Origin of the sequence: Niveispirillum irakense DSM 11586 (assembly GCF_000429645.1) — a bacterium.
Taxonomy (GTDB): domain Bacteria; phylum Pseudomonadota; class Alphaproteobacteria; order Azospirillales; family Azospirillaceae; genus Niveispirillum; species Niveispirillum irakense.
On the sequence record NZ_AUCG01000005.1, the window covers coordinates 21,547 to 42,753 of the forward strand.

Here is a 21,207-nt window from a genome sequence, read left to right on the forward strand (position 1 = left end):
CCGTCAGACGTGACAGGGGCGCAGATCCGGCCCCAAGGGGATTTCCAACCGGCAACGCAACCCATCGGGCTCGAACAGCAGGGAGGATTTGCCCTGAAGCTCATACGCCACGCTTTGCCGGATCAAGGTGGACCCAAAACCGGCATGGGCCGGCTGGCTGGCGGGCGGCCCGCCGCTTTCCTTCCATTCCAGATGGATGGTGGGGCGATTGGTGGCGGGTGGCTCCACCACCTGCCATGTCACCGCCAGATGCCCGCCACCCCGCAGGAAGGCGCCATATTTGGCAGCATTTGTTGCCAGTTCATGGAAGACCAGGGCTAGGGCGAGCGCGGCACGGGGCCGCAATTCAATCGCAGGGCCTTCCAGGGTCACATCCTGCGGCTCCTGGGCATAGGGTGTCACCTCATGGCCGATCACGTCGCCCAGCTTGACCCATTCCCAGAAATGTTCGGCCAGCAGATTGTGGGTTTCCGACAAGGCGCGCAGGCGCCCTTCAAAGGAAGACCAGAAACCGTCAATGGTCGTGTGCCGGCGACGCGTCTGCGAGCCGATGGACAAGACGGTCGCCAATGTATTCTTCACGCGGTGCGACAGTTCCGCCATCAGCAATGCCTGGCGTTCTTCCGCCTGTCGCCGCTCGGTCACATCCACGATCTGGATCACGGCACCGGAAGGGCCATGTCCACCATCAAGGGGCGTTACAGAGAACAAGACCGGCACGACACGGCCTTCCGGCGTGGTCACCGTACAGGCCTGGTCGGTAACGGCGCGGGCCGGATGTCCCGGCACCAGGGGGGCACCCAGACGCTCAAACAGGCATTGCCCCCCCGTGGCGCCAGAGATCGGCCCCAGCAAGGCCTCCGCCGGAGGGTTGATATAGGTAACGGCGCCCGCCTCGTCCGTCAGGATCAGGCCGGTTCGCACATTATGGGTGATGGTGCTGGTGATCAGCGCCTGATCGGCCAGCCGCTTATTGGCGGCGGCAAGCTGATCGGCCAACGCGGCGCGGGCCTGGGCGGCATTGCGCTCCGCCTCCAGCATCAGGGCCCTGCCCTCACGCTCCCGGAAGTCAGCCAGCAGACGCCGGTTCTGTTCCTCCAGGAAGCGACGGCGCATGATGGCGCGCAGCCGGGCGCGCAACGGCGCCAGGGGGCCGCCCTGGACATACAGATCGTTGACACCGGCCTGGAGCATGTCGTGCGTCATCTGCGTGCCGGGCACGCTGCGCAGCACCAGGATGACAGCCGGGGCAGGCCCGCCGGGGACCGCCAGATTACGGCAGAATTCCACGCCGGGCATGTCGGGCAGACGCTCTGCCACCAGCACACCGTCAGCAGGCGATGCTTCCAGCAGCTTCATGGCCTGACGGCCGTCAACGCTGCGCTGGATCAAGCATCCTTCATCCAGCAGCAAAGCCTCCAGTTCACGCGCGTCACTGGCCGGGAACCCGACCAGCAGCGCACGCGGCTGGCGGAAAGTGGTCTGGGGCAGGACATCGACATCGGCATCACGGCGGGCATGGCGCAGCAGGTTGCGCACCCGCAGCATCAACACCGCCGGGTCCGTGGATTTCGGCAAGAAATCATCAGCGCCGCTGTCCAGCCCTTCACGCTGGCGCATCGGCGTCTCGTCCGCCGTCAATACCAGAATCGGCATTGAAAGGGTCGCCACATGCAGGCGCACCTGACGGCACAGGTCAGCCCCTTGAAGGCCTGGCAAATGATGATCGACGATCAGCAGATGCGGCACTGTACGATTGAGAACCCGTAGCGCCTCTTCCGCACTGTCCACATGCTCAACCTCGTACCCCTGCTCTTCCAGGAGGAACAAAAGGCGCATGGCCTGGGTGGGGCTGTCCTCCACCAGAAGGATGCGTTGCCGGCTCATCTCTGTGTTCCCCGGTTGCGCCGGGGCCCCCTCACCGCCGGGTTCAATCAACAACGGCCACCGCCATTTCACCCTGGCCAAAAACGCTGCTGGCAAGCTTTGCCAGTTCACGCTCAATCACCGGCTTGCGCAGATGGGGACGGTCACGCCAGACAGGCGGCAACCCCGTCGCTTCATAACCGCTGGTCAGGATAAACGGAATGTCACGGGCAGCCAGTTCCTCCGCCAGTGGAAAGACCAGGGTACCTGACAGGTTCACATCCAGGATGGCCCCATCAAATTGTTCGGCACGCACCATATCCAGCGCCTGATCAACCGTCGCGACAGGACCGCCGACACGGAAACCCAATCCCTCCATCACGTCTGCCGCATGGATCGCGATCAGGAACTCGTCCTCCACGATCAGGATATGTTTGCCCTGCATGCCCAACCATTCCAATCCACTGCTGTCGCAGACGCGCAACGATGCCAATTTTTAGGCGGGAACGGACAGGATTTCGCTAGTCGTTGCGCCCTAACCCGAAAGCCATAGGCATAGCAAAGGACTATCCCCCTCCCCCGATTGGGGGAGGGGCGGGATTTTCCCAGCAGACGACATCACATCGTAGTCAGGCGGCTTCAAACCCAACCAGCTCCACACCTTCCGCCACCTGATCACCAACCTGATAGCGCAGATCAGTGACTTTCCCATCCGCAGGCGCTTTGAGGGTGTGTTCCATCTTCATTGCTTCCAGAACAATGATGGGTTGCCCCTTGGTAACGTCTGCTCCCTCCGTCACCAATAGGGCAATCACCTTGCCCGGCATGGGGGAGATAAGGCGGCCATGGCCAGAGGCCTCTCCGTCCCTCCCCGCGTGGGGATCTGAGAGGAGGAGCCGGTATGTGCCGCCGGCATAGAACAGATTGACCTCACGCCCCTGGCAGACCCAGCGGGCGTTGACACGGGTACCTTCCAGTGTCGCCCGCAATATTCCATCCGCTGGATCAAGTTGACCACTGGTCTTGATGGACCGGCCATCCTGCTTGAGAAGAAAACCATCGCGCTGCCATTCCACCTCCACCGGATGAGTCGTGCCGCCCTCTCCCGGCTCCCGCCATGCCAGCCGGTCCACCGCAGGCAGATTCAGCGCCAAACCGCCCACCGCGCCCCAGGGATCAGCATTAGCCGGTTCACGACGTGACAGCACCAGCCCCAGGCTGGCCAGTGCCAGCACATCCGCCGCCGGGGCCGCGTGTGGCGGCAGAAGATCGTCGCCATAACGCTCGATAAAGCGCGTATCCAGATCCGCCGCCAGAAAGCCCGGATGGGCGGCGATAGCGGACAGGAACGGCACGTTCGCATTCAGCCCGGCAATTTCCGTTTCCGCCAGCGCCCGTCGCAACCGCTGCACGGCGGACGCGCGGTCACGGTCCCAGACGATCAGCTTGGCGATCATCGGGTCGTAATGGATGGAAATAGCGTCGCCTGCCCGCACGCCCGTATCCACCCGCACATGCGGCCCCGCCTCGGGGAAGCGCAGATGGCTCAGCCGGCCCGTCTGTGGCAGGAAGCCCTTGGCCGGGTCTTCGGCATATAACCGAACCTCAATGGCATGGCCGTTGATGGCCAACTGTTCCTGCGTCAGTGGCAACGGCTCCCCTGCCGCCACCCGCAATTGCCATTCAACCAGATCCTGGCTGGTAATCGCCTCCGTTACCGGATGCTCCACTTGAAGACGGGTATTCATCTCCATGAAATAAAAGGAATTATCGCTATCCAGCAAAAATTCCACCGTGCCGGCGCCGACATAGCCGATGGCCAGGGCCGCCGCCACCGCCGCCGCCCCCATGCGGGCGCGAATGGCGGGGTCCATGCCGGGGGCCGGCGCCTCCTCCACCACCTTCTGGTGCCGGCGCTGGATGGAGCAATCGCGTTCAAACAGATAGACGCAATCGCCCTGACTGTCGGCAAAGACCTGGATTTCCACATGGCGCGGGCGGGCCAGATATTTTTCGATCAGCACCCGGTCATCGCCAAAGCTGGCCTTGGCCTCCCGTTTGGCCGAAGCCAGCGCAGCGGGGAACTCCGCCGCTGTCTCCGCCACCTTCATTCCCTTGCCGCCACCGCCGGCAGAGGCCTTGATCAGCACGGGGAAGCCAATGCGCGCCGCCTCTGCCGCCAGCAGGGCTTCATCCTGATCAGCGCCATGATAGCCCGGCACCAGCGGCACACCCGCCTGCTCCATCAAGGCCTTGGCCTCTGACTTGCCGCCCATGGCGCGGATGGCGCTGGCCGGCGGGCCGATGAAGACCAGCCCGGCAGCGGCCACCGCCTCGGCAAAAGCGGCATTTTCCGACAGGAAGCCATAGCCGGGATGGATGGCATCCGCGCCCGCCGCTTTGGCCGCCGCAATGATGCGGTCACCCAGCAAATAGCTTTCACGCGCCGGGGCCGGGCCGATATGCACCGCCCGGTCGGCCATCGCCACATGCATTGCATCGGCATCCGCATCGGAATAGACGGCCACGGTGGACAGGCCCAACCGGCGGGCGGTGCGCATCACCCGGCAGGCGATTTCACCCCGGTTGGCGATCAGAACTGATGTGATCCGGCTCATTTCACCCATCCCGGTTTGCGCTTGTCAAAGAAACTGGCCAGTCCTTCGCGGCCTTCTGCCCCCGCCCTGGCATTGGCGATGCGGGCGGCTGTATCGGCCATCATCGCATCACTCACTGGACCATCAACCGCGCGGATCAGGTCTTTGGCCGCTGCCAGAGCCATCGGCCCGCCGGCCAGCAGATGGGCAATATGCCGTTCGGTGGCAGCGTCCAGATCGTCCGGCCCCACCACCTCATGCACCAGCCCCAACCGATGGGCTTCCGCGGCACCGAACCGTTCCGCGGTCAGGAAATAGCGGCGGCAGGCCCTGGCACCCATGGCAGCCACCACATAGGGGCCGATGGTGGCGGGGATCAGGCCCAGCCGCACTTCCGTCAGCGCGAACTGCACGGCATCGGCGGCGATTGCGATATCGCAAGCCGCCACCAGCCCCACCGCCCCGGCAAAGCAATGGCCATGGATCACAGCCAGGGTCGGCTTGGGGCATTCATTCAGGGTGCGCAGCATGGTCGCCAAGCCCATGGCGTCGGCGACATTTTCCTCCTGGCTGTAGCCGGCCATCCGGCGCATCCAGTTCAGATCGCCACCAGCAGAAAAACTTTTGCCATTACCGCGCAGCACCAGAATGCGGACCGCCGGATCATCGCCCAGCCGGCGGAAAATGCCGGCCAGGTCGGCGATCACCGTATCATTAAACGCATTGTGGATTTCCGGTCGGTTCAGCGTGACGGTTGCCACACCGCGCGGGTCGATGGAGGTGAGGATATCGCTCATAATCGCCCTCCTCACATCCGGAACACGCCGAACTTCGCCGGCGGAATGGGCGCGTTCAGCGCCGCCGACAAAGACAGACCCAGCACATTGCGGGTATCGGCAGGGTCGATGATGCCATCATCCCACAGCCGGGCAGAGGCGTAATAGGGGTGGCCCTGGCGTTCATATTGCTCCCGGATCGGGGATTTGAATGCTTCTTCGTCTTCGGCACTCCAGTCCCTGCCCTGTGCCTCCAGCCCGTCGCGGCGCACGGTGGCCAGCACATTGGCCGCCTGCTCACCGCCCATCACGGAGATGCGGGCATTGGGCCACATGAACAGGAAGCGCGGGTTGAAGGCACGGCCACACATGCCGTAATTACCGGCCCCAAAACTGCCGCCAATGATCAGCGTCAGTTTCGGCACATTGGCACAGGCCACCGCCGTCACCAGCTTGGCCCCATCCTTGGCGATGCCGGCATTCTCATATTTCCGGCCCACCATGAAGCCGGTGATGTTCTGCAAGAACAGCAGCGGGATTTTGCGCTGGCAGCACAGTTCGATGAAATGCGCGCCCTTCACCGCACTTTCGCTGAACAGAATGCCATTATTGGCGATGATGCCCACCGGCATCCCCCATAGCCGGGCAAAGCCGCAGACCAGCGTGGTGCCATAGTTCGCCTTGAACTCATCCAGTTCAGAGCCATCGACGATGCGGGCAATGATCTCCCGCACATCATAGGGTTTGCGGGTGTCGGTGGGGATGATGCCGTACAGGTCTTCCGCCGGATAAAGCGGTTCGCGCACCGGCTTGATATCCATCTCCGGCTGCTTCACCCGGTTCAGGTTGCCGACAATGCGCCGCGCAATGCCCAGCGCGTGGCCATCATCGCTAGCCAGATGGTCGGCCACGCCAGAGATGCGGGTGTGAACGTCGCCACCGCCCAGATCCTCCGCCGACACCACCTCCCCCGTGGCCGCCTTTACCAAAGGCGGGCCGCCCAGAAAGATGGTGCCCTGGTTCTTCACGATGATGCTTTCATCCGCCATGGCGGGCACATAGGCCCCGCCCGCCGTACAGGACCCCATCACCACGGCGATCTGCGGCACCCCATTGGCCGACAGGGTGGCCTGATTATAGAAGATGCGCCCGAAATGGTCGCGGTCGGGAAATACCTCATCCTGATTGGGCAGGTTGGCCCCGCCGCTATCCACCAGATAGACGCAGGGCAGGTTGTTTTCCTGGGCGATATCCTGGGCGCGCAGGTGCTTTTTCACCGTCAGCGGGTAATAGGTGCCGCCCTTCACGGTGGCATCATTGGCGACGATGACGCATTCCTGGCCGCTGATCCGACCGATGCCGGTGATGATGCCAGCAGCGGGCACATCATCGGCATAGACCTGATATGCCGCCAACTGGCTGAATTCCAGGAAGGGCGTGCCGGGGTCCAGCAATGTGCGAACCCTGTCACGCGGCGATAGCTTGCCGCGCGCAAGATGCTTGGCCATGGCCTTCTCCCCTCCGCCTTGGGCGATGCGGGCAACGGTGGCGCGCAAATCATCCACCTGGGCGCGCATGGCGGCGGTGTTTTCCGCAAAGGCCGGGCTGCGCGGGTCGATGGCGGTGGAGAGGATGGGCATGGGGGGCCTCACAAATGACCGCGCTTGCCTTTTTTCCCACCGTCACCCCGGCGAAGGCCGGGGTCCAGTATCGTAGGGCACAGCGCTTGTGAACTGGACCCCGGCCTTCGCCGGGGTGACGGTAGGGAGGGGACTTAAAGCCTCACCCTCAAACCGTCTCGCGGAACAACTCCCGCCCGATCAACATCCGGCGGATTTCGCTGGTACCGGCGCCGATCTCATACAGCTTGGCGTCACGCAGCAGACGGCCGGTGGCGTAATCATTGATATAGCCATTGCCACCGAGAATTTGGATCGCATCCAGCGCCACCTGGGTGGCCTTTTCCGCCGCCAGCAGGATGGCGCCGGCAGCATCCTTGCGGGTGATGCGCTTGGCATCCGCCGCCCGGCCCACGGCATAGACATAGGCGCGGCAGGAATTCAGCGCGACATACATGTCCGCCACCTTGCCCTGGATCAACTGGAACTCACCGATCGGCTGGCCGAACTGCTGGCGTTCATGGATATAGGGCACGACGATATCCAATGCGGCCTGCATGATGCCCAGCGGCCCCGCCGCCAGCACCGCGCGTTCATAATCCAGGCCAGACATCAGCACGCGCACGCCGCCATTCACCTGGCCCAGCACATTCTCTTCCGGAATTTCGCAATCCTGAAAGACCAGCTCGCCTGTGTGGCTGCCGCGCATCCCCAGCTTGTCCAGCTTCTGCGCGCAGGAGAAACCCTTGAAGCCCCTTTCCACCAGAAAGGCGGTGATGCCCTTCGGCCCCGCCGCCGGGTCGGTCTTGGCATAGACCACCAGCACATCGGCATCCGGGCCATTGGTGATCCACATCTTGGTGCCGTTCAGCACATAGCGATCGCCACGCTTATCGGCCCGCAGCTTCATGGACACCACGTCCGACCCCGCCCCCGGCTCGCTCATCGCCAGGGCACCGACGAAATCACCGGAAACCAGCTTGGGCAGGTAGCGCGCCTTCTGATCCACATTACCGTTCAGGCGGATCTGGTTGACGCAGAGGTTGGAATGCGCGCCATAGGACAGGCCGACGGAGGCCGAGGCGCGGGAGATTTCCTCCATCGCAACCATGTGTTCAACATAGCCCATGGCGGCCCCGCCATATTCCTCCTCCACCGTCACGCCCAGCACACCCAGGTCACCCATCTTCTTCCACAGGTCCATGGGGAACTGGTCGGTGCGGTCGATCTCCGCGGCACGCGGGGCAATCTCGTCATTTGCGAAGGACGAAACGGCGTCGCGCAGCGCATCCGCCGTCTCGCCAAGGCCGAAATCGAACGGGGCAAGGCTGTTGCTCGGCATGGGCGTTTCCTCCGGTTCTGGCTTTTATAAAAACGGTCATACGTTTTTTTAATGGCGAAATCAACCCGTATCCGCGCGGGCCTCGCGCCGCCGGGAATGCAGCAAAACCCATTGACGCCAGCGCGCCGGAACAGCAGGTTTGGCGCCCGTTGCGTACCTGATGGGGAGAAAAAGCGGATGGCCCGCACTGCCGGCAGCCACGGCCCGAAGACGATGGAAGCCATCCGCAAGGCGGCGCTGACCCTGATCTTCAAGAAAGGGTATGAAGCGATCACCTTGCGCCAGTTGGCTGATGCCGTCGGCATTCAGCCCGGCTCGCTCTACAATCATGTCCGCAACAAGCAGGACATCCTGTTCGATCTGGTGCATGACCATATGACGGTCCTGCTGTCAGAGGCGACGGCGGCAATCCCGGCGGATGCCACCCCCAGGGCGCAGTTGGAAGCTTTTATCAGCTTCCACGTCATGTACCATATCACCCGGCGGGAACAGGTGTTCATCGCCAATTCCGAGTTACGCAGCCTGGAACCGGATAATCACGCCACCATCGTAGCGTTACGACGGGAATATGAAGGGCTGTTGATCGGTATTCTACGCCGGGGCCGGGAGGATGGCAGCCTGCGGGCCGAGGAGCCGACCATCGCCGCCTATGCCATCCTGTCCATGCTGACTGGTATCTGCACCTGGTATCAGCCGGGCGGCCGCAAATCGGCAGAGCAACTGGTGGCCTTGCACCGGGATTTGATTCTAGACGGAATCGCCGTTCGCTGAACGGGTGGCCGGTATCCGCGCCGACGGGCGCGGCGGCGGCACGGGCATCAGAGAGAGACCGGCAGCATCAACAATGGCGCCAGCCGCCCTCGCCCAGGGATAATTCCGTCCCGTCGGCGCCGATCACGCTGACGCCCGGCTCCCCTTCCACCACCCGGCCAATACGGGTGACGGTGATGCCGGCGCTGGCGGCAGCGGCGGCAATATCGTCACCCTTATCCGCCGGGGCGGTGAAGGCGACTTCATAATCGTCACCGCCAGTCAGGATGGGGATAAGCAGGTCCGGTTCCGCCACAACCAGCCGGGCAGCGGCGGGGGAAAGCGGGACCGCCGGCACATCCAGGCGCAGGCGTACAGCGCTGGCCTTGGCCAGATGCCCGATATCGGCCACCAGCCCGTCGGACACGTCCAGGGCGGCGGTGGCGAAGACCCGCAGGGAAGCGACAAGGTCCAGGCGCGGGGTCGGCCGGCGCAACCTTCCCAGCAGATAGGTCTTGTCCGCGTCCGGCACAGGGCGGGTCAGCGTACCGAGGGCCAGTTTCAGGCCCAGCGCAGCGTCGCCAATGGTCCCGGTCACGAACAGGGCATCGCCTGCCTTAGCCCCCTTGCGGCGGATCATGTGACCGCGCGGCACGATACCCAGTGCATTGATGGTCAGCGACATCGGCCCATGGGTGGACACACTGTCACCGCCCAGAAGATTGATGCGGAAAAGGCGCTGCGCCTCCCCCAGCCCCTGGGTAAAGGCGGCCACCCAATCATCGCCTATTGCACGCGGCAGGGCCATGACCAGGCTATAGGCCAGCGGCTCCGCCCCCTTGGCAGCAAGGTCAGACATGTTGACGGCCAGGATCTTGTGCGCCAGTTCCGCCGGATCATCACCGGGCAGGAAATGGACACCGGCCACCATCCCATCCGCCGTGACCACCAGTTGCTGGTCATGCGGGATATCCAGGATGGCGGCGTCATCCGTCAGGTCGAAGGCGCCGGGAACGCCCACAGCCAGCGGCCGGAAGTAAGTGGCGATCCGGCCAAATTCACCCAGGCGACTGCCTGCGCTCACTGGTCACCCTTCCGGGCGGCGGCCTTGGCGGCCATCTCTTCCGGGCGCAGGGCACGGGCCAGCTTGTCCAGCACGCCATTCACCATGCCCGGCTCGCGCCCGGCGAAGAAGGCATGGGTCACGTCGATATAATCATTGATGATGATGTGCGGGGCCACGGCGGGATTGGCCAGCAATTCCCAGGCGCCAGCCCGCAGGATGGCGCGCAGCAACAATTCCATGCGCTCCAGCGACCATTGCCGGTCCAGCAGGTCACCCAGCAACCCGTCCACATCGGCCAGCCGGCCCTGGACACCGCGCACGATCTCCGCGAACAGGGTCGGCTCGGCCGTCACAAACTGCTCGCCATCCTGTTCCTGGCCGATGCGGTGACGGACAAATTCCATGATCACCGTCTCGCTGGACACGCCGGCAAGGTCGATCTGATAAAGCCCCTGAACGGCGGCCAAACGGGCAGCACTGCGGCGCGCCTTGGCGGAACCGGTGGGCTTTATCTTGGGGGTCGGCTCCGGCTGGGTCGGAGCGACGATCTTCTTACGCGGCGGCATGATCTGGAACCTGGAACTTCAACGGGAATAAAGACGGAACTGCTTTTTCAGATCGATCATCTGCAAGCAGGCATTGGCGGCGAAGCCGCCCTTGTTCTTCTGGTTGACGGCGGCGCGAACCCAGGCCTGTTCCCGGTTCTCCGTCGTCAGGATGCCATTGCCGATGGCCAGCGTATAGCGCAGCGCCAGATCCTGAAGACCACGCGCGCTTTCGGTGCAGACATAATCGTAATGGGTCGTCTCACCCCGGATCACACAGCCCAGTGCGACATAACCGTCAAACCGGCGGCGACCGGAATAGAAATCCATGGAGCGGACGGCGAACTGGATGGCCGCCGGCACTTCATAGACACCCGGCACCTGGAAGATTTCATAGGTCGCGCCGGCCTTCTCCAGCTCGGCGACAGCCCCCTTCACCAGTTCATCGGCAAGATCATCATAGAAGCGGGCTTCCACGATCATGATATGGGGGCTGTCAGCCATAGGTCCGGTTCCTTGAAAGCAGGCGGTTCTATGCGGGGATCAAGAGGCGGACGGTATCGCGCGCTGGCCGACAATGGTCAACCCATAGCCTTCGAGGCCCACCACCGTCTTTTTGGTATTGCTCAGCAACACCATCTCCTTGACGCCGAGATCATTCAGGATCTGGGCACCGATACCATAGTCGCGCAACTCGCCACCCGGTTCCAGATTGCCATTATCGACATTGCGCAGCCGGTCGGACAGGGAGAAGGGCTGTGCATCACGCATGATGACGACAACGCCCCGCTCTTCCCCGGCAATTGTGCGCATCGCCCCTTCCAGGCCGCCGCGCGGACCATGACGGGTATCCCCCAGCAGATCTTTGACGATATCCAGCGCATGCATACGCACCGGCACCGGGCCGGAAGCGGCCACATCACCCTTCACCAGGGCGATATGCTCAGCGCCGCTCATGCGGTTACGATAAACAACCAGCTCGAACCGGCCACCGAAATGGCTTTCCAGCGTGGTGCGATAGCTGCGCTCGATGATGGTTTCAGTACGGCGGCGATAAGCGATCAGATCAGCGATGGTGCCGACCTTCAGCCCATGCAACTGGGCGAACTTCACCAGGTCCGGCATGCGGGCCATGGTGCCATCATCATTCATGATCTCGCAGATCACGCCGGACGGGTTCAACCCGGCCAGCCGGGCGAAATCGACCGAGGCTTCCGTATGGCCGGCGCGGACCAGCGTGCCGCCATCGCGGGCCAGCAGCGGGAAGACATGACCCGGCGTCACGATATCGCGCGGATCGACCTGACGGTCGATGGCGACCTGGATGGTACGGGCACGGTCCGCGGCGGAAATACCCGTCGTCACCCCTTCCCGCGCCTCGATGGAGACGGTGAAGGCAGTCTGGTGGCGGGTGCCGTTCTGCTGCGCCATCAGCGGCAAGCGCAGCCGCTCAATCTGCTGGCTGTCCATGGTCAGGCAGATCAGGCCGCGGCCATAGCGGGCCATGAAATTGATCGCCTCAGGCGTTGCCATCTGGGCAGGGATAACCAGATCACCCTCATTCTCCCGGTCTTCATCATCAACCAGGATGAACATGCGGCCCTGGCGGGCTTCCTCAATCAGTTCTTCGGTCGTGCTCAACACGGGCTGGTCTTCCGCCGACAGGCGGCTCTCATGGCCGGACATTGTTATTACGCCTCTTTTCCCACCAGACGCGCCACGTAGCGCGCCAGCATATCGACTTCCAGGTTGATGCTGTCACCAGCGGCCGTCTGACCAAATGTAGTCTGCTGCGCCGTATGGGGAATGATGTTGACGCCGAAAATATCGCCATCGACCTCGTTCACGGTCAGTGACACGCCATTCAGCGCCACGGACCCCTTGGCCGCGATGAAGCGCGACAGGCTGGGCGGGGCCTGGAAACGCCAGCGGTGGCTGTCCCCGTCCGGCGTGACCGACACAACCTTGATGACGCCATCGACATGGCCATAAACCAGATGGCCGCCCAGTTCATCACCCAGCTTCAGCGACCGTTCCAGATTGACCGGGGTGCCGACCTTCCAGTCCCCTACCGTCGTCTTGGCGATGGTTTCCGCCGATACATCGACACGGTAGGCACCGGGCAGTTTCTCAATCATAGTCAGGCAGACGCCATTGGACGCGATGGAAGCGCCAAGCGCCACATCATCCAGGTCGAACGACGTCGCAATCGTCAGGCGCAGGTCGCCACGACGATCGTCAATTTCGGCGATGCGGCCGATATCGGTGATGATTCCCGTAAACATGCTGCTTAACCTAGGCGGTGGAGGTCGCTTTCGCGAGGGCTAGATGGTTGCGCCGCGCGCATGGCACGCGGGCGCACCGGCACGGCCCCAGACCATGCGCCGGGGCACGGGGGAAAACAAGCCTGGAGGTGGAGCCATCCGCGGGCTGGAGGCGACCTTGTCGCTACTGAATGGCGGGCACGCCCAGATTGATGGAATCGGCCGGTGTGCCCGCCTGGGACGCCGCGGCGCGGCGGTCCGTGGGGGCAAGCGTGCCGGCATGGATACCCGCGACACGGCCAGCAATCTCTTTCGATGCGGCAACCAGGGCAGGATAGGGCTGATCCGTCACATCCACCCAGCCGATATTGTAATTCTCCCCATCACTACGCCCGGTGGCCGGCTGATCCACCCATTGGAACCAGTGCGTCCCCACCACGAACGAATGGGCAGCGGCATTTTCCACATAATAGCGATAGGCCTGCGCCCGCTCCTGCTGGTTCATCGCCTGGACCAGACCGGGGGCGAGACCCCGCTCCGGCACGCCGATATGGAATTCCCCGATCAGGATGGGCAGCTTCAGGTCGGTAGCAATCTCATCCAGCATATCGGTGGGCGGGGCCCAGCGATATTTGTTCATGCTGTAGACATCAAAGTCCTTGGCCAGCCGCACCACATCCATCGGGGGCGTGCCACCGAAACGGATGCCAAGATTGAGATGGTGGGGATCATGCCGTTTCACGGCCTTGTTGATCACCTCCAGATAGCGGGCAAAGGCCGCCAGCACCAGTTCGCGCCGCTTTTCCGGCGTATCGCCCTGCTTCAGCCCGTCACGAAACCGCTGTTGCAGGGCCGAGGGCGGGCCGGCCAGCACCATATCCACCAATTGCGCCTCGCGCGCCGGCCAGGGCGGTTCATTCCCGATGAAATAGCCCAGCAGCCAGGGATCATCCCGCCGGGGGGCAAGCTGTTCGGCCGCAATCCTGTCCACCCGCTGTTCAAAGACGGGGGAATAGACATCCGGCATCCCCATGATGGAATTTTCCGTCTGCCAGCCATGGAGCGTGATGACATAGGGCACCTTGGCATCACCGGCGCCATGATCGGCGATCAGCGTCCCGTAGGTCGTATTGATGCCCCAGGACCGCAGGCGCCGCACCGTATCAACGGCCCAGGGCGCCTGCCATTGGTCGCCATAGCGGCGGATCAGATTAAGCCGGTGGAAACTGACGGGCTTGTCGCCCGGCGGCACTCCCTCGAACATGGCTTGCCGGCCCGCGATCCGGGTACTGGGGCCGGGGCCGATGCCATTGATACCAGCCGACCAGAACAAGGCCCCTTCCGGGTCCACAAACCACCAGCGTCCGTCAATCTTTTCCACCCGGAAAAAGCCGGTCGCCTTGGCCCGCTTATCGGCAAAGCCGCCATAGCGGGTACGGTCCGCCGGCGCCGGGGTCTGGGCCAGATTTGCGCTTTCCGCCTGCCAGGCTTGGCGCAAACCCGCCTCATCATGCGCCTTGCCCGGCCAGTCCAGCCGGGCATATTGACCGAACCGGTCCAGGACCGGCTGACCATCCAGGATCGCATCGCCGGGATCTTCGGTCGCCAGACGCACGGCGCGTATTTCCAGGGTCGGCGCATCAACCGGATAGCGCATGGTCAGGCGCATGCCCGTCACCTTGCGCACTGGGCCATGGCCGCCCGCCTCCACATTGATCCAATAGGAATCGCGCGGCTTGTTCACTGTGGCCGCCAGATCGACCCCATCCCCAAGCCCCTGGCGGAAGAAATGCAGCGGGATGGACGCCCGCACCCAGACATTGGCCAGCGGGTGGATACGCTTGGAGACAAAGCCGTCCGCCGTCTCCAACCCCAGTTCAAACCGCTGGCTGGTGCTGGCCTTCATTTCCAGGATCAGGAATTTCGCCCCCGACCAGTCTTCCGGTACGCTTGGCGCCACCTGCGCCAAGGGCCAGGATTGCGTGGCCACCGCTTCGGTAAAGCGGGTGGATAGGGCAGCCGAAGGGCCGTCAGCGGCCAGCGCCCCTCCCCCCGTCAAAGCCAGTGTGAGAAGCCCGACAGCAACAGCATAAGGACGACGCAGCAGCATATTCCCATCCCATTCATCTTTTTATTTATATGACTAATAACATGGTGGGTGGCGCATAACAATCATTGCCGGTAAAATCCCATTTCATAAGTTTTTGTTTCAAAATATGAGATTAAAGGGAGAAACGCATGCGGAAGATGGCATTGGCCCTGATGCTGACGGCCCTGCCGCTACAAGCGGCCTATGCGGAAGTGGGACAGCGCTTCCCATCGGAAAAGCGGGAGATCGTGGACCCGATCACCAAGGCGACGCTGACCGTGCTGACAAGCAATCCAGGCGGCGATTCCAAAATCTACCAGACCCACCCGCAATGGACGTCGGATGGGCGGCATATCATCTTCCGGTCGTCGAAACGGGCAGCAGATGGCAACGGGCAAGCATTCGCCGTAGAACAGGCAACCGGCACCATCATCCAGTTGACCGAGGGGCCGGGCGTGAATATCGGTACGCTGAATGTGGCCCGCCGGTCCAACAAGCTCTATTACCTGCGGACACAGGATGGCCGCACCCGGCTGATTGAACTGGACCTGGACAAACTGTTCGCGGACAGCGCCGCCGGTAAGGTCACCAAGGGCGGCTATGAGCGGGAAATGGCGCTGCTGCCGGCTGACTATCGTGATTCCGGCGGCTTCACGCTGGATGCGGATGAGAAGACCGCCTATCTGGGTGTGGTACTGGAAGACCCGCCGCCCCGCCCGCAAGGCGGCCCCGTTCCCCAGGTTCCCAGTGGCATCCGCGCCGTCGATCTGCAAACCGGTGAGTATCGCAAAGTGATCGACGTGCCCTTCCGCATGGGCCATGTCCAGGCCAACCCGTTCGTCCCCGGCGAGATCATTTATTGTCAGGAAACCGGCGGCGATGCCCCGCAGCGCATGCATGTGGTCAAGGCCGACGGTACGGGCAACCGTCCCCTGTTCCCGGAAGCACCGACAGATTGGGTGACGCATGAGGTGGTGGTCGATGCCGACCATGTCATGTTCAACCTGATGGGCCATACGCCGGAACTGCGCCAGCGCCCCACCGGTATCATGGTGATCAATCTGCGGGATGGATCGGTGCAGAATCTGGGGCAGAACGAGGGGCGCGGCTTCTGGCACAGCGACGGCACCCCGGATGGACGCTGGGCCGTGGGCGATGATTTCGATGGCACTATCACCCTGATCGACCGCAAGACCGGTGCGCGCACCGTCTTAAGCAGCGGCCATTTCATGCGGCCCGACCATACCCATCCCAATTTCAGCCCGGACGGAAAACACATCCTGATCCAGTCCGGCATGCTGTCCCAGGGCAAGAAACTGGACCTTATGCTGGTGCCGATTCCGGCCACCCGGTAACCCAGGCTGATCCCCTTGCGGGTTCCTGCCCGCAAGGGGACATATCCAACGCCGCAAAGCACAAAAGAAAAAGGGCGCCCCCACATGGGGAGCGCCCTTTCTCCGTACAAACCCGGCGAACCGGGAACCAAACGCGATTAGCGCTTGGAGAACTGGAAGCTACGACGGGCCTTGGCCTTACCGTACTTCTTACGCTCGACGACGCGCGGATCGCGGGTCAGCAGGCCAGCGGCCTTGAGCGCCGGACGCAGGCCCGGCTCGAAGTAGGTCAGAGCCTTGGACAGGCCGTGGCGCAGGGCGCCAGCCTGACCGGACAGACCACCGCCGGAGACCGTGGCAACCACATCGAACTGCTCGACGCGGCTGGTGATCTGGAACGGCTGGTTGATCATCATGCGCAGCACGGGGCGGGCGAAATAAACCGCCAGCTCACGACCGTTCACGGTGATCTTGCCGGTGCCGGGCTTCACCCACACGCGGGCGACGGCGTCCTTGCGCTTGCCGGTAGCGTAAGCGCGACCGAAGCTGTCCAGCTTCGGCTCAACCGGGGCGGCCGGCTCGGCGGCGACGGCAGCAGCGGCGCCGGCCTTCAGATCAGCGAGGCTGTTGATGGTGGCCATGATATTAGGCGCTCCGCTTGTTCTTGGCGTTCATGGCAGCGATGTCCAGCACTTCCGGCGCCTGGGCTTCGTGCGGGTGAGCCGCACCAGCATAGACGCGCAGATTGCCCATCTGGCGACGACCCAGCGGGCCGCGCGGAACCATGCGCTCAACGGCCTTCAGGATCACGCGCTCGGGGAAGCGACCGTCCAGGATCTGGCCAGCGGAACGGCCCTTGATGCCGCCCGGGAAGCCAGTGTGCCAGTAGAACATGGCATCGTCCCGCTTGTTGCCGGTCAGGACGACCTTCTCGGCATTGATAACGATGACATTGTCACCGCAATCCAGGAACGGGGTATAGGTGGGCTTGGTCTTGCCGCGCAGAATCATAGCGATCTGGCTGGCGAGACGACCCAGGACAACGCCTTCCGCATCGATGAGAATCCACTTCTTCTCGATCTCGGACGGCTTCAGGTTAAAGGTCTTCATCGGAGCACTCGGGCTTGAACGGATGAAGGCGCCACCCACCGGGGCAGCACCGAAGCGGTGGGTGATGTACGTCGATACGCCTTCCACCGCAAGCAAAAAAAGACGTAAAGCCAATATGCTACAAAACGGTATTATAATACCTCATATTCAAACCATTTGATTTATAACGATAATTTGGCACACCCAATCATAGATCAGACCCTATCGGTCCGACGCATGCGGGCAGGGCATGGGGCCGTTGCAGCAGCAATACCACCAACATGGCGGAGCAGGCCGGGAACCCAACAGGGTCAGAACCGTTCATTCAGCGGGGTGCGTGATTTTGCGTGAATGATGAAGGAGCGAACCATGCACAAGCATAAGAAACTGGGGATCGCCGGCGCCATGGCTGCGGCCGCCCTGCTTTTGTCGGCCTGTGGCAACTCGATGGAAGAGCGCGCCGGCAGCGGCGCCCTGATTGGCGCCGGCACAGGCGCGGTGCTGGGTGGCAATGTCGGCAGCACGGTTGCCGGTGGCCTGGTAGGCGCCGGCGCTGGTGCCGTCCTGCACGAAACCAAGAAGCGGAACTGATCCGGACAAAGGGCGGCGGCCAGAGTATGGCCCCTCCCTTTTCCTGTTCACGCCCTTTCCATTTTCTCTTTTTCTGCCGATAGCGTGCTGGGGATTGCGTAATTTCCCGTGGCGTGGGCCACAAGCTCGCCGGCCTCTTCCCCCTCCCCTTCGGAATGGATCAGCACCTCGCCATAAGCGAGTTTGCGGCCCAGTTTCAGGATACGGGCCTCTGCCACCAGCGGCCGGATCGGGGGCTTGCGCAGAAATGTGATCGTCATATTGCTGGTGACGGCCAAGGGCTCCGGCCCGATCATGCTCAACACCGCGCCATAAAGCGCGACATCGGCCAGCGCGAACATGGTCGGTCCCGACAAGGTGCCACCGGCCCGCACCATGTCCGGCTGCGGGGTCGCGACCATGGTGCAAAGGCCCCGCTCCATGGCACGGACGCTTAATCCCCCCTGGCGGACCTGCGGCATATGTTCATCCAGCAGCGCGATGAAATCATCGCGGCGGATGGCTGCTTTTGCCTGATTTTCCATCCCCATACCGGCCCTCCCGTGAAAGTCCTTTTCGACAGCGCGACATAAAATGTCGAAATCTTCTCGTTGAAACCTGAAGTCGTTTCGCGTTTCCTAAGCCCGATTTCGCGTCGCTGGCAGCATAAGCCGGCATAAAGAAACAGGAAACGCCCCATGAGCGATCAATCCTCCCGTCCCCAGGGTTTTGAAACCCGCGCCATCCATGCCGGTGCCGCACCCGATCCGGCGACCGGTGCCCGGGCCACGCCGATCTATCAGACCTCCAGCTTCGTCTTTGACGATGTGGAGGATGCGGCCACCCTGTTCAATCTGGAGAAGGTCGGCTTCATCTATTCCCGCCTGACCAACCCGACCGTCGCCACGCTGGAGGCCCGGCTGGCCGATCTGGAAGGCGGTGCGGGTGCAACCTGCACGGCCTCCGGCCATTCGGCACAGATGCTGGCCCTGTTCCCGCTTCTGGGGCCGGGAGACGAATTCATCGCCGCCCGTAAACTTTATGGCGGCTCGCTGAATCAGTTTGCCAACAGTTTCCCCCGCGCCTTCGGCTGGAAGTGCCATTTCGTCGATGGTGATGATGCGGAGAATTTCCGCCGGGCGCTGACGCCGCGGACCAAGGCCATCTTTATTGAAAGCCTGGCCAATCCCGGTGGCGTGGTCAGCGATATCGCCGCCATCGCCAAGGTGGCGGACGAGGCGGGCATCCCGCTGATCGTCGATAATACGCTGGCCACCCCTTATCTCTGCCGCCCGATTGAGCACGGGGCGACGCTGGTTGTCCATTCCACCACCAAGTTCCTGACCGGCCACGGCACCTCTGTCGGCGGGGTGGTGATCGACAGCGGCAAATTCGATTGGGCCAAGGATGGCAAGTTCCCAGCCTTGAGCGAGCCCGAACCCGGCTATCACGGCAAGCGCTTTACTGAAACGTTCGGCCCCGCCGCCTTCACCATCTATGGTCATGCCATCGGCCTGCGCGATCTGGGACCTTCCATGGCGCCGCTGAATGCCTTCCTGGGCATCAACGGGGCAGAGACGCTGGCCCTGCGGATGGAGCGGCATTGCGCCAACGCGCAGCGCGTTGCGGAATATCTCTCCCGTCACCCGGCCGTGGCCTGGGTGAATTATGCCGGCCTGCCGGACAGCCCCTATCACACGCTGGCACAGCGCTATCTGCCCAAGGGGGCCGGGGCCGTCTTCACCTTCGGCCTGAAGGGCGGCTATGAAGCGGGCGTGAAGCTGGTGGAAGCGGTCAAGCTGTTCAGCCATCTCGCCAATATCGGCGATACACGGTCGCTGATCATCCACCCGGCCAGCACCACACATCGTCAGCTTTCCCCGGAAGCACAGGTGGCCGCCGGTGCCGGACCGGATGTGGTGCGCCTGTCCATCGGCCTGGAAAGCATCGACGATATCATCGCCGATCTGGAAGCCGCCCTGACAGCGTAATGAAGGAGAATCGGCCCGGCACCCCATGGTGCCGGGCCGACATTTTTCAATCCGCGCCCGCCATCCGCGCGGTATCAGCCATCGCGACCTTTTTCTGCTCCCGTGGCAGGCCCAGGGCCGCCAGCAAAATCAGCAGTGCCAGCCCGGACAGGGCGATGAACACCAGTTCCGGCCCGCCCGTCCGGCCATAGGCCCAAGCCACAAGCTGGACCGCAACCGGGGCCATGCCAAAGCTCAGCACGAATTTGGAACCATAGGCGATGCCGCGATATTTCGCCGGCGTGTACCGGGCCAGCAGCAGATTCTCCGCCGGGATCTGCATATTCATCAGCGACACGACAATGGCCGCCAACAGCACCGACGACCAACCCAGCGTGACATAGCACAGCAGATAAAGCGGGATCTGCCCCAGCGCACAGAACAAATAGATACGGCGCACAGACAGCCGGTCGGCCAGTACGCCGCCCAGGAACTGCGGCAAGGCCCCCAGCAGATAGATGAAGGTCACCAGACCGCCCACCCCCAGCACACTGCCGGCCATGGCGGGACCGACGGCGATGTCGAACCATTTCGGCACGATGGTGACCAGGGCGTTGAAGATCAGGCCACCGCACATCATCGTCACCGACAGCAGGATGAAGGCGCGCACCGCCTGATCCCGGGCCGGCGCGGCGCTGGTGGTCAGGTCCGCCTTGCGGTCCACCACGGCACCGGTCGCAATGTGGAACAGCAGCACGGCTCCAAACGCCAGGGACACCAGCCCCGGCACCAGGAAAGCCAGATGCCAGCCGCCCAACTCCGTCAGCCCGCCGGCGATCAGCGCGCCAGCGGCCACGCCAGCACTGCCGAAAATCCCCATGATTCCCATCGCCCGACCGCGATTAACCGCGTTCTTGACGATCCAGGAAATGCCAACCGGATGATAGATCGATCCGCCCAGACCGATGACCGCCAGGGACCACATCAGTTGGTCCGGCGTATCGGACAAGGCCGCCCCCAGCGCGCCCAGCCCGGACAGGATGAACATGGCCACCATCATCTTGGCATCCGACCAGCGATCCCCCAGCCAGCCGGCCAGCGGCGCGCCCACGGCGACCAGCAGCGACCCGAAGGTCCAGAGTTGGATCAGCGTGTCGTAATCCATCCGCCATTCGCGCTCCAACTCCAGCACCACGGTCAGGTACAGCACCGTCATGACATGCATGGTGGCGTGGCCGATGCAGGAATAGGTGATGGATAATCGGGCGGAACGCTGATCGGCGACCATGGCGTCACCCTCCTTTCAACGGCAATACATATATATAAGTGG

Annotated in this window: 20 protein-coding genes; 4 read left to right on the forward strand and 16 right to left on the reverse strand. The window is 62.9% G+C overall.

The features are described 5' to 3' along the window. Nucleotides 1-3: 3 nt before the first annotated feature. The 6 genes from G473_RS28910 to G473_RS0102545 all read right to left on the reverse strand — a co-directional run bounded on the left by G473_RS28910 (nt 4) and on the right by G473_RS0102545 (nt 8,200). A complete protein-coding gene (locus tag G473_RS28910; RefSeq protein WP_051329809.1) occupies nt 4-1,887 on the reverse strand; it encodes a response regulator in 1,884 nt (627 codons plus the stop codon). 43 nt (nt 1,888-1,930) lie between these two features. Continuing rightward, nucleotides 1,931-2,311 (reverse strand): response regulator, encoded by a 381-nt coding sequence (locus G473_RS0102525; RefSeq protein ID WP_035705139.1) that lies wholly within the window; start codon nt 2,309-2,311, stop codon nt 1,931-1,933. Nucleotides 2,312-2,495: 184 nt separating this feature from the next. After that, the gene (locus G473_RS0102530) at nt 2,496-4,484 is read right to left on the reverse strand and encodes an acetyl/propionyl/methylcrotonyl-CoA carboxylase subunit alpha (protein WP_029011809.1); all 1,989 of its coding nucleotides are present in this window, start codon (nt 4,482-4,484) and stop codon (nt 2,496-2,498) included. After that, a complete protein-coding gene (locus G473_RS0102535; RefSeq protein WP_029011810.1) occupies nt 4,481-5,260 on the reverse strand; it encodes an enoyl-CoA hydratase/isomerase family protein in 780 nt (259 codons plus the stop codon). Before G473_RS0102535 ends, G473_RS0102530 begins: the two co-directional genes overlap by 4 nt. Nucleotides 5,261-5,271: 11 nt before the next feature. Then, the gene (locus tag G473_RS0102540; RefSeq protein WP_029011811.1) at nt 5,272-6,879 is read right to left on the reverse strand and encodes a carboxyl transferase domain-containing protein; all 1,608 of its coding nucleotides are present in this window, start codon (nt 6,877-6,879) and stop codon (nt 5,272-5,274) included. Nucleotides 6,880-7,027: 148 nt separating this feature from the next. Further along, nucleotides 7,028-8,200, reverse strand: coding sequence for an isovaleryl-CoA dehydrogenase (locus G473_RS0102545; protein ID WP_029011812.1), 1,173 nt, complete (start codon nt 8,198-8,200; stop codon nt 7,028-7,030). 177 nt (nt 8,201-8,377) lie between these two features. On the opposite strand from G473_RS0102545, the gene G473_RS24710 reads away from it, so the two are divergent. Continuing rightward, on the forward strand, nt 8,378-8,971 hold the full coding sequence (locus G473_RS24710; protein WP_035705140.1) for a TetR/AcrR family transcriptional regulator: 594 nt from the start codon (nt 8,378-8,380) through the stop codon (nt 8,969-8,971). Between the two features lie 67 nt (nt 8,972-9,038). Here the strand turns inward: G473_RS24710 and thiL are convergent, their stop codons facing one another. From thiL to G473_RS0102580, 6 genes are all read right to left on the reverse strand, one after another. Continuing rightward, on the reverse strand, nt 9,039-10,034 hold the full coding sequence (gene thiL, locus G473_RS0102555) for a thiamine-phosphate kinase (protein WP_029011813.1): 996 nt from the start codon (nt 10,032-10,034) through the stop codon (nt 9,039-9,041). Further along, nucleotides 10,031-10,582, reverse strand: a complete 552-nt coding sequence (gene nusB, locus G473_RS24715; protein ID WP_051329810.1) for a transcription antitermination factor NusB — start codon at nt 10,580-10,582, stop codon at nt 10,031-10,033. The genes thiL and nusB overlap by 4 nt, the downstream gene beginning before the upstream one ends. Before the next feature lie 18 nt (nt 10,583-10,600). Then, nucleotides 10,601-11,065: a 6,7-dimethyl-8-ribityllumazine synthase gene (locus G473_RS0102565; RefSeq protein WP_029011814.1), complete on the reverse strand. Its 465-nt coding sequence runs from the start codon at nt 11,063-11,065 to the stop codon at nt 10,601-10,603. Between the two features lie 39 nt (nt 11,066-11,104). Continuing rightward, the gene (ribB, locus tag G473_RS0102570) at nt 11,105-12,247 is read right to left on the reverse strand and encodes a 3,4-dihydroxy-2-butanone-4-phosphate synthase (protein ID WP_210163209.1); all 1,143 of its coding nucleotides are present in this window, start codon (nt 12,245-12,247) and stop codon (nt 11,105-11,107) included. 5 nt (nt 12,248-12,252) lie between these two features. Then, complete coding sequence (locus tag G473_RS0102575) at nt 12,253-12,846, reverse strand: riboflavin synthase (protein ID WP_029011816.1); 594 nt, start codon at nt 12,844-12,846, stop codon at nt 12,253-12,255. 163 nt (nt 12,847-13,009) lie between these two features. After that, entirely contained in the window at nt 13,010-14,935 is a 1,926-nt protein-coding gene (locus tag G473_RS0102580) for a hypothetical protein (RefSeq protein WP_029011817.1), read from the reverse strand. Between the two features lie 128 nt (nt 14,936-15,063). Between G473_RS0102580 and G473_RS0102585 the strand changes: the two genes are divergently transcribed. Beyond that, nucleotides 15,064-16,269, forward strand: a complete 1,206-nt coding sequence (locus tag G473_RS0102585) for a TolB family protein (RefSeq protein WP_029011818.1) — start codon at nt 15,064-15,066, stop codon at nt 16,267-16,269. Between the two features lie 137 nt (nt 16,270-16,406). Here the strand turns inward: G473_RS0102585 and rpsI are convergent, their stop codons facing one another. Together rpsI and rplM are read right to left on the reverse strand one after the other, a co-directional pair. Further along, a complete protein-coding gene (gene rpsI / locus G473_RS0102590) occupies nt 16,407-16,889 on the reverse strand; it encodes a 30S ribosomal protein S9 (protein WP_035705145.1) in 483 nt (160 codons plus the stop codon). 4 nt (nt 16,890-16,893) lie between these two features. After that, nucleotides 16,894-17,358, reverse strand: coding sequence for a 50S ribosomal protein L13 (rplM, locus tag G473_RS0102595; protein WP_029011820.1), 465 nt, complete (start codon nt 17,356-17,358; stop codon nt 16,894-16,896). 348 nt (nt 17,359-17,706) lie between these two features. Here rplM and G473_RS0102600 point away from each other — a divergent pair, with 348 nt between their 5' ends. Continuing rightward, entirely contained in the window at nt 17,707-17,928 is a 222-nt protein-coding gene (locus G473_RS0102600; protein WP_051329811.1) for a hypothetical protein, read from the forward strand. A 47-nt stretch (nt 17,929-17,975) separates the two neighbouring features. Here the strand turns inward: G473_RS0102600 and G473_RS24720 are convergent, their stop codons facing one another. Then, nucleotides 17,976-18,458: a PaaI family thioesterase gene (locus tag G473_RS24720; protein WP_051329812.1), complete on the reverse strand. Its 483-nt coding sequence runs from the start codon at nt 18,456-18,458 to the stop codon at nt 17,976-17,978. A 147-nt stretch (nt 18,459-18,605) separates the two neighbouring features. Between G473_RS24720 and G473_RS0102610 the strand changes: the two genes are divergently transcribed. Then, nucleotides 18,606-19,898 (forward strand): O-acetylhomoserine aminocarboxypropyltransferase, encoded by a 1,293-nt coding sequence (locus tag G473_RS0102610; RefSeq protein ID WP_029011822.1) that lies wholly within the window; start codon nt 18,606-18,608, stop codon nt 19,896-19,898. 46 nt (nt 19,899-19,944) lie between these two features. Here G473_RS0102610 and G473_RS0102615 read toward each other — a convergent pair whose 3' ends face one another. Beyond that, entirely contained in the window at nt 19,945-21,165 is a 1,221-nt protein-coding gene (locus G473_RS0102615) for an MFS transporter (protein ID WP_029011823.1), read from the reverse strand. Nucleotides 21,166-21,207 lie beyond the last annotated feature (42 nt).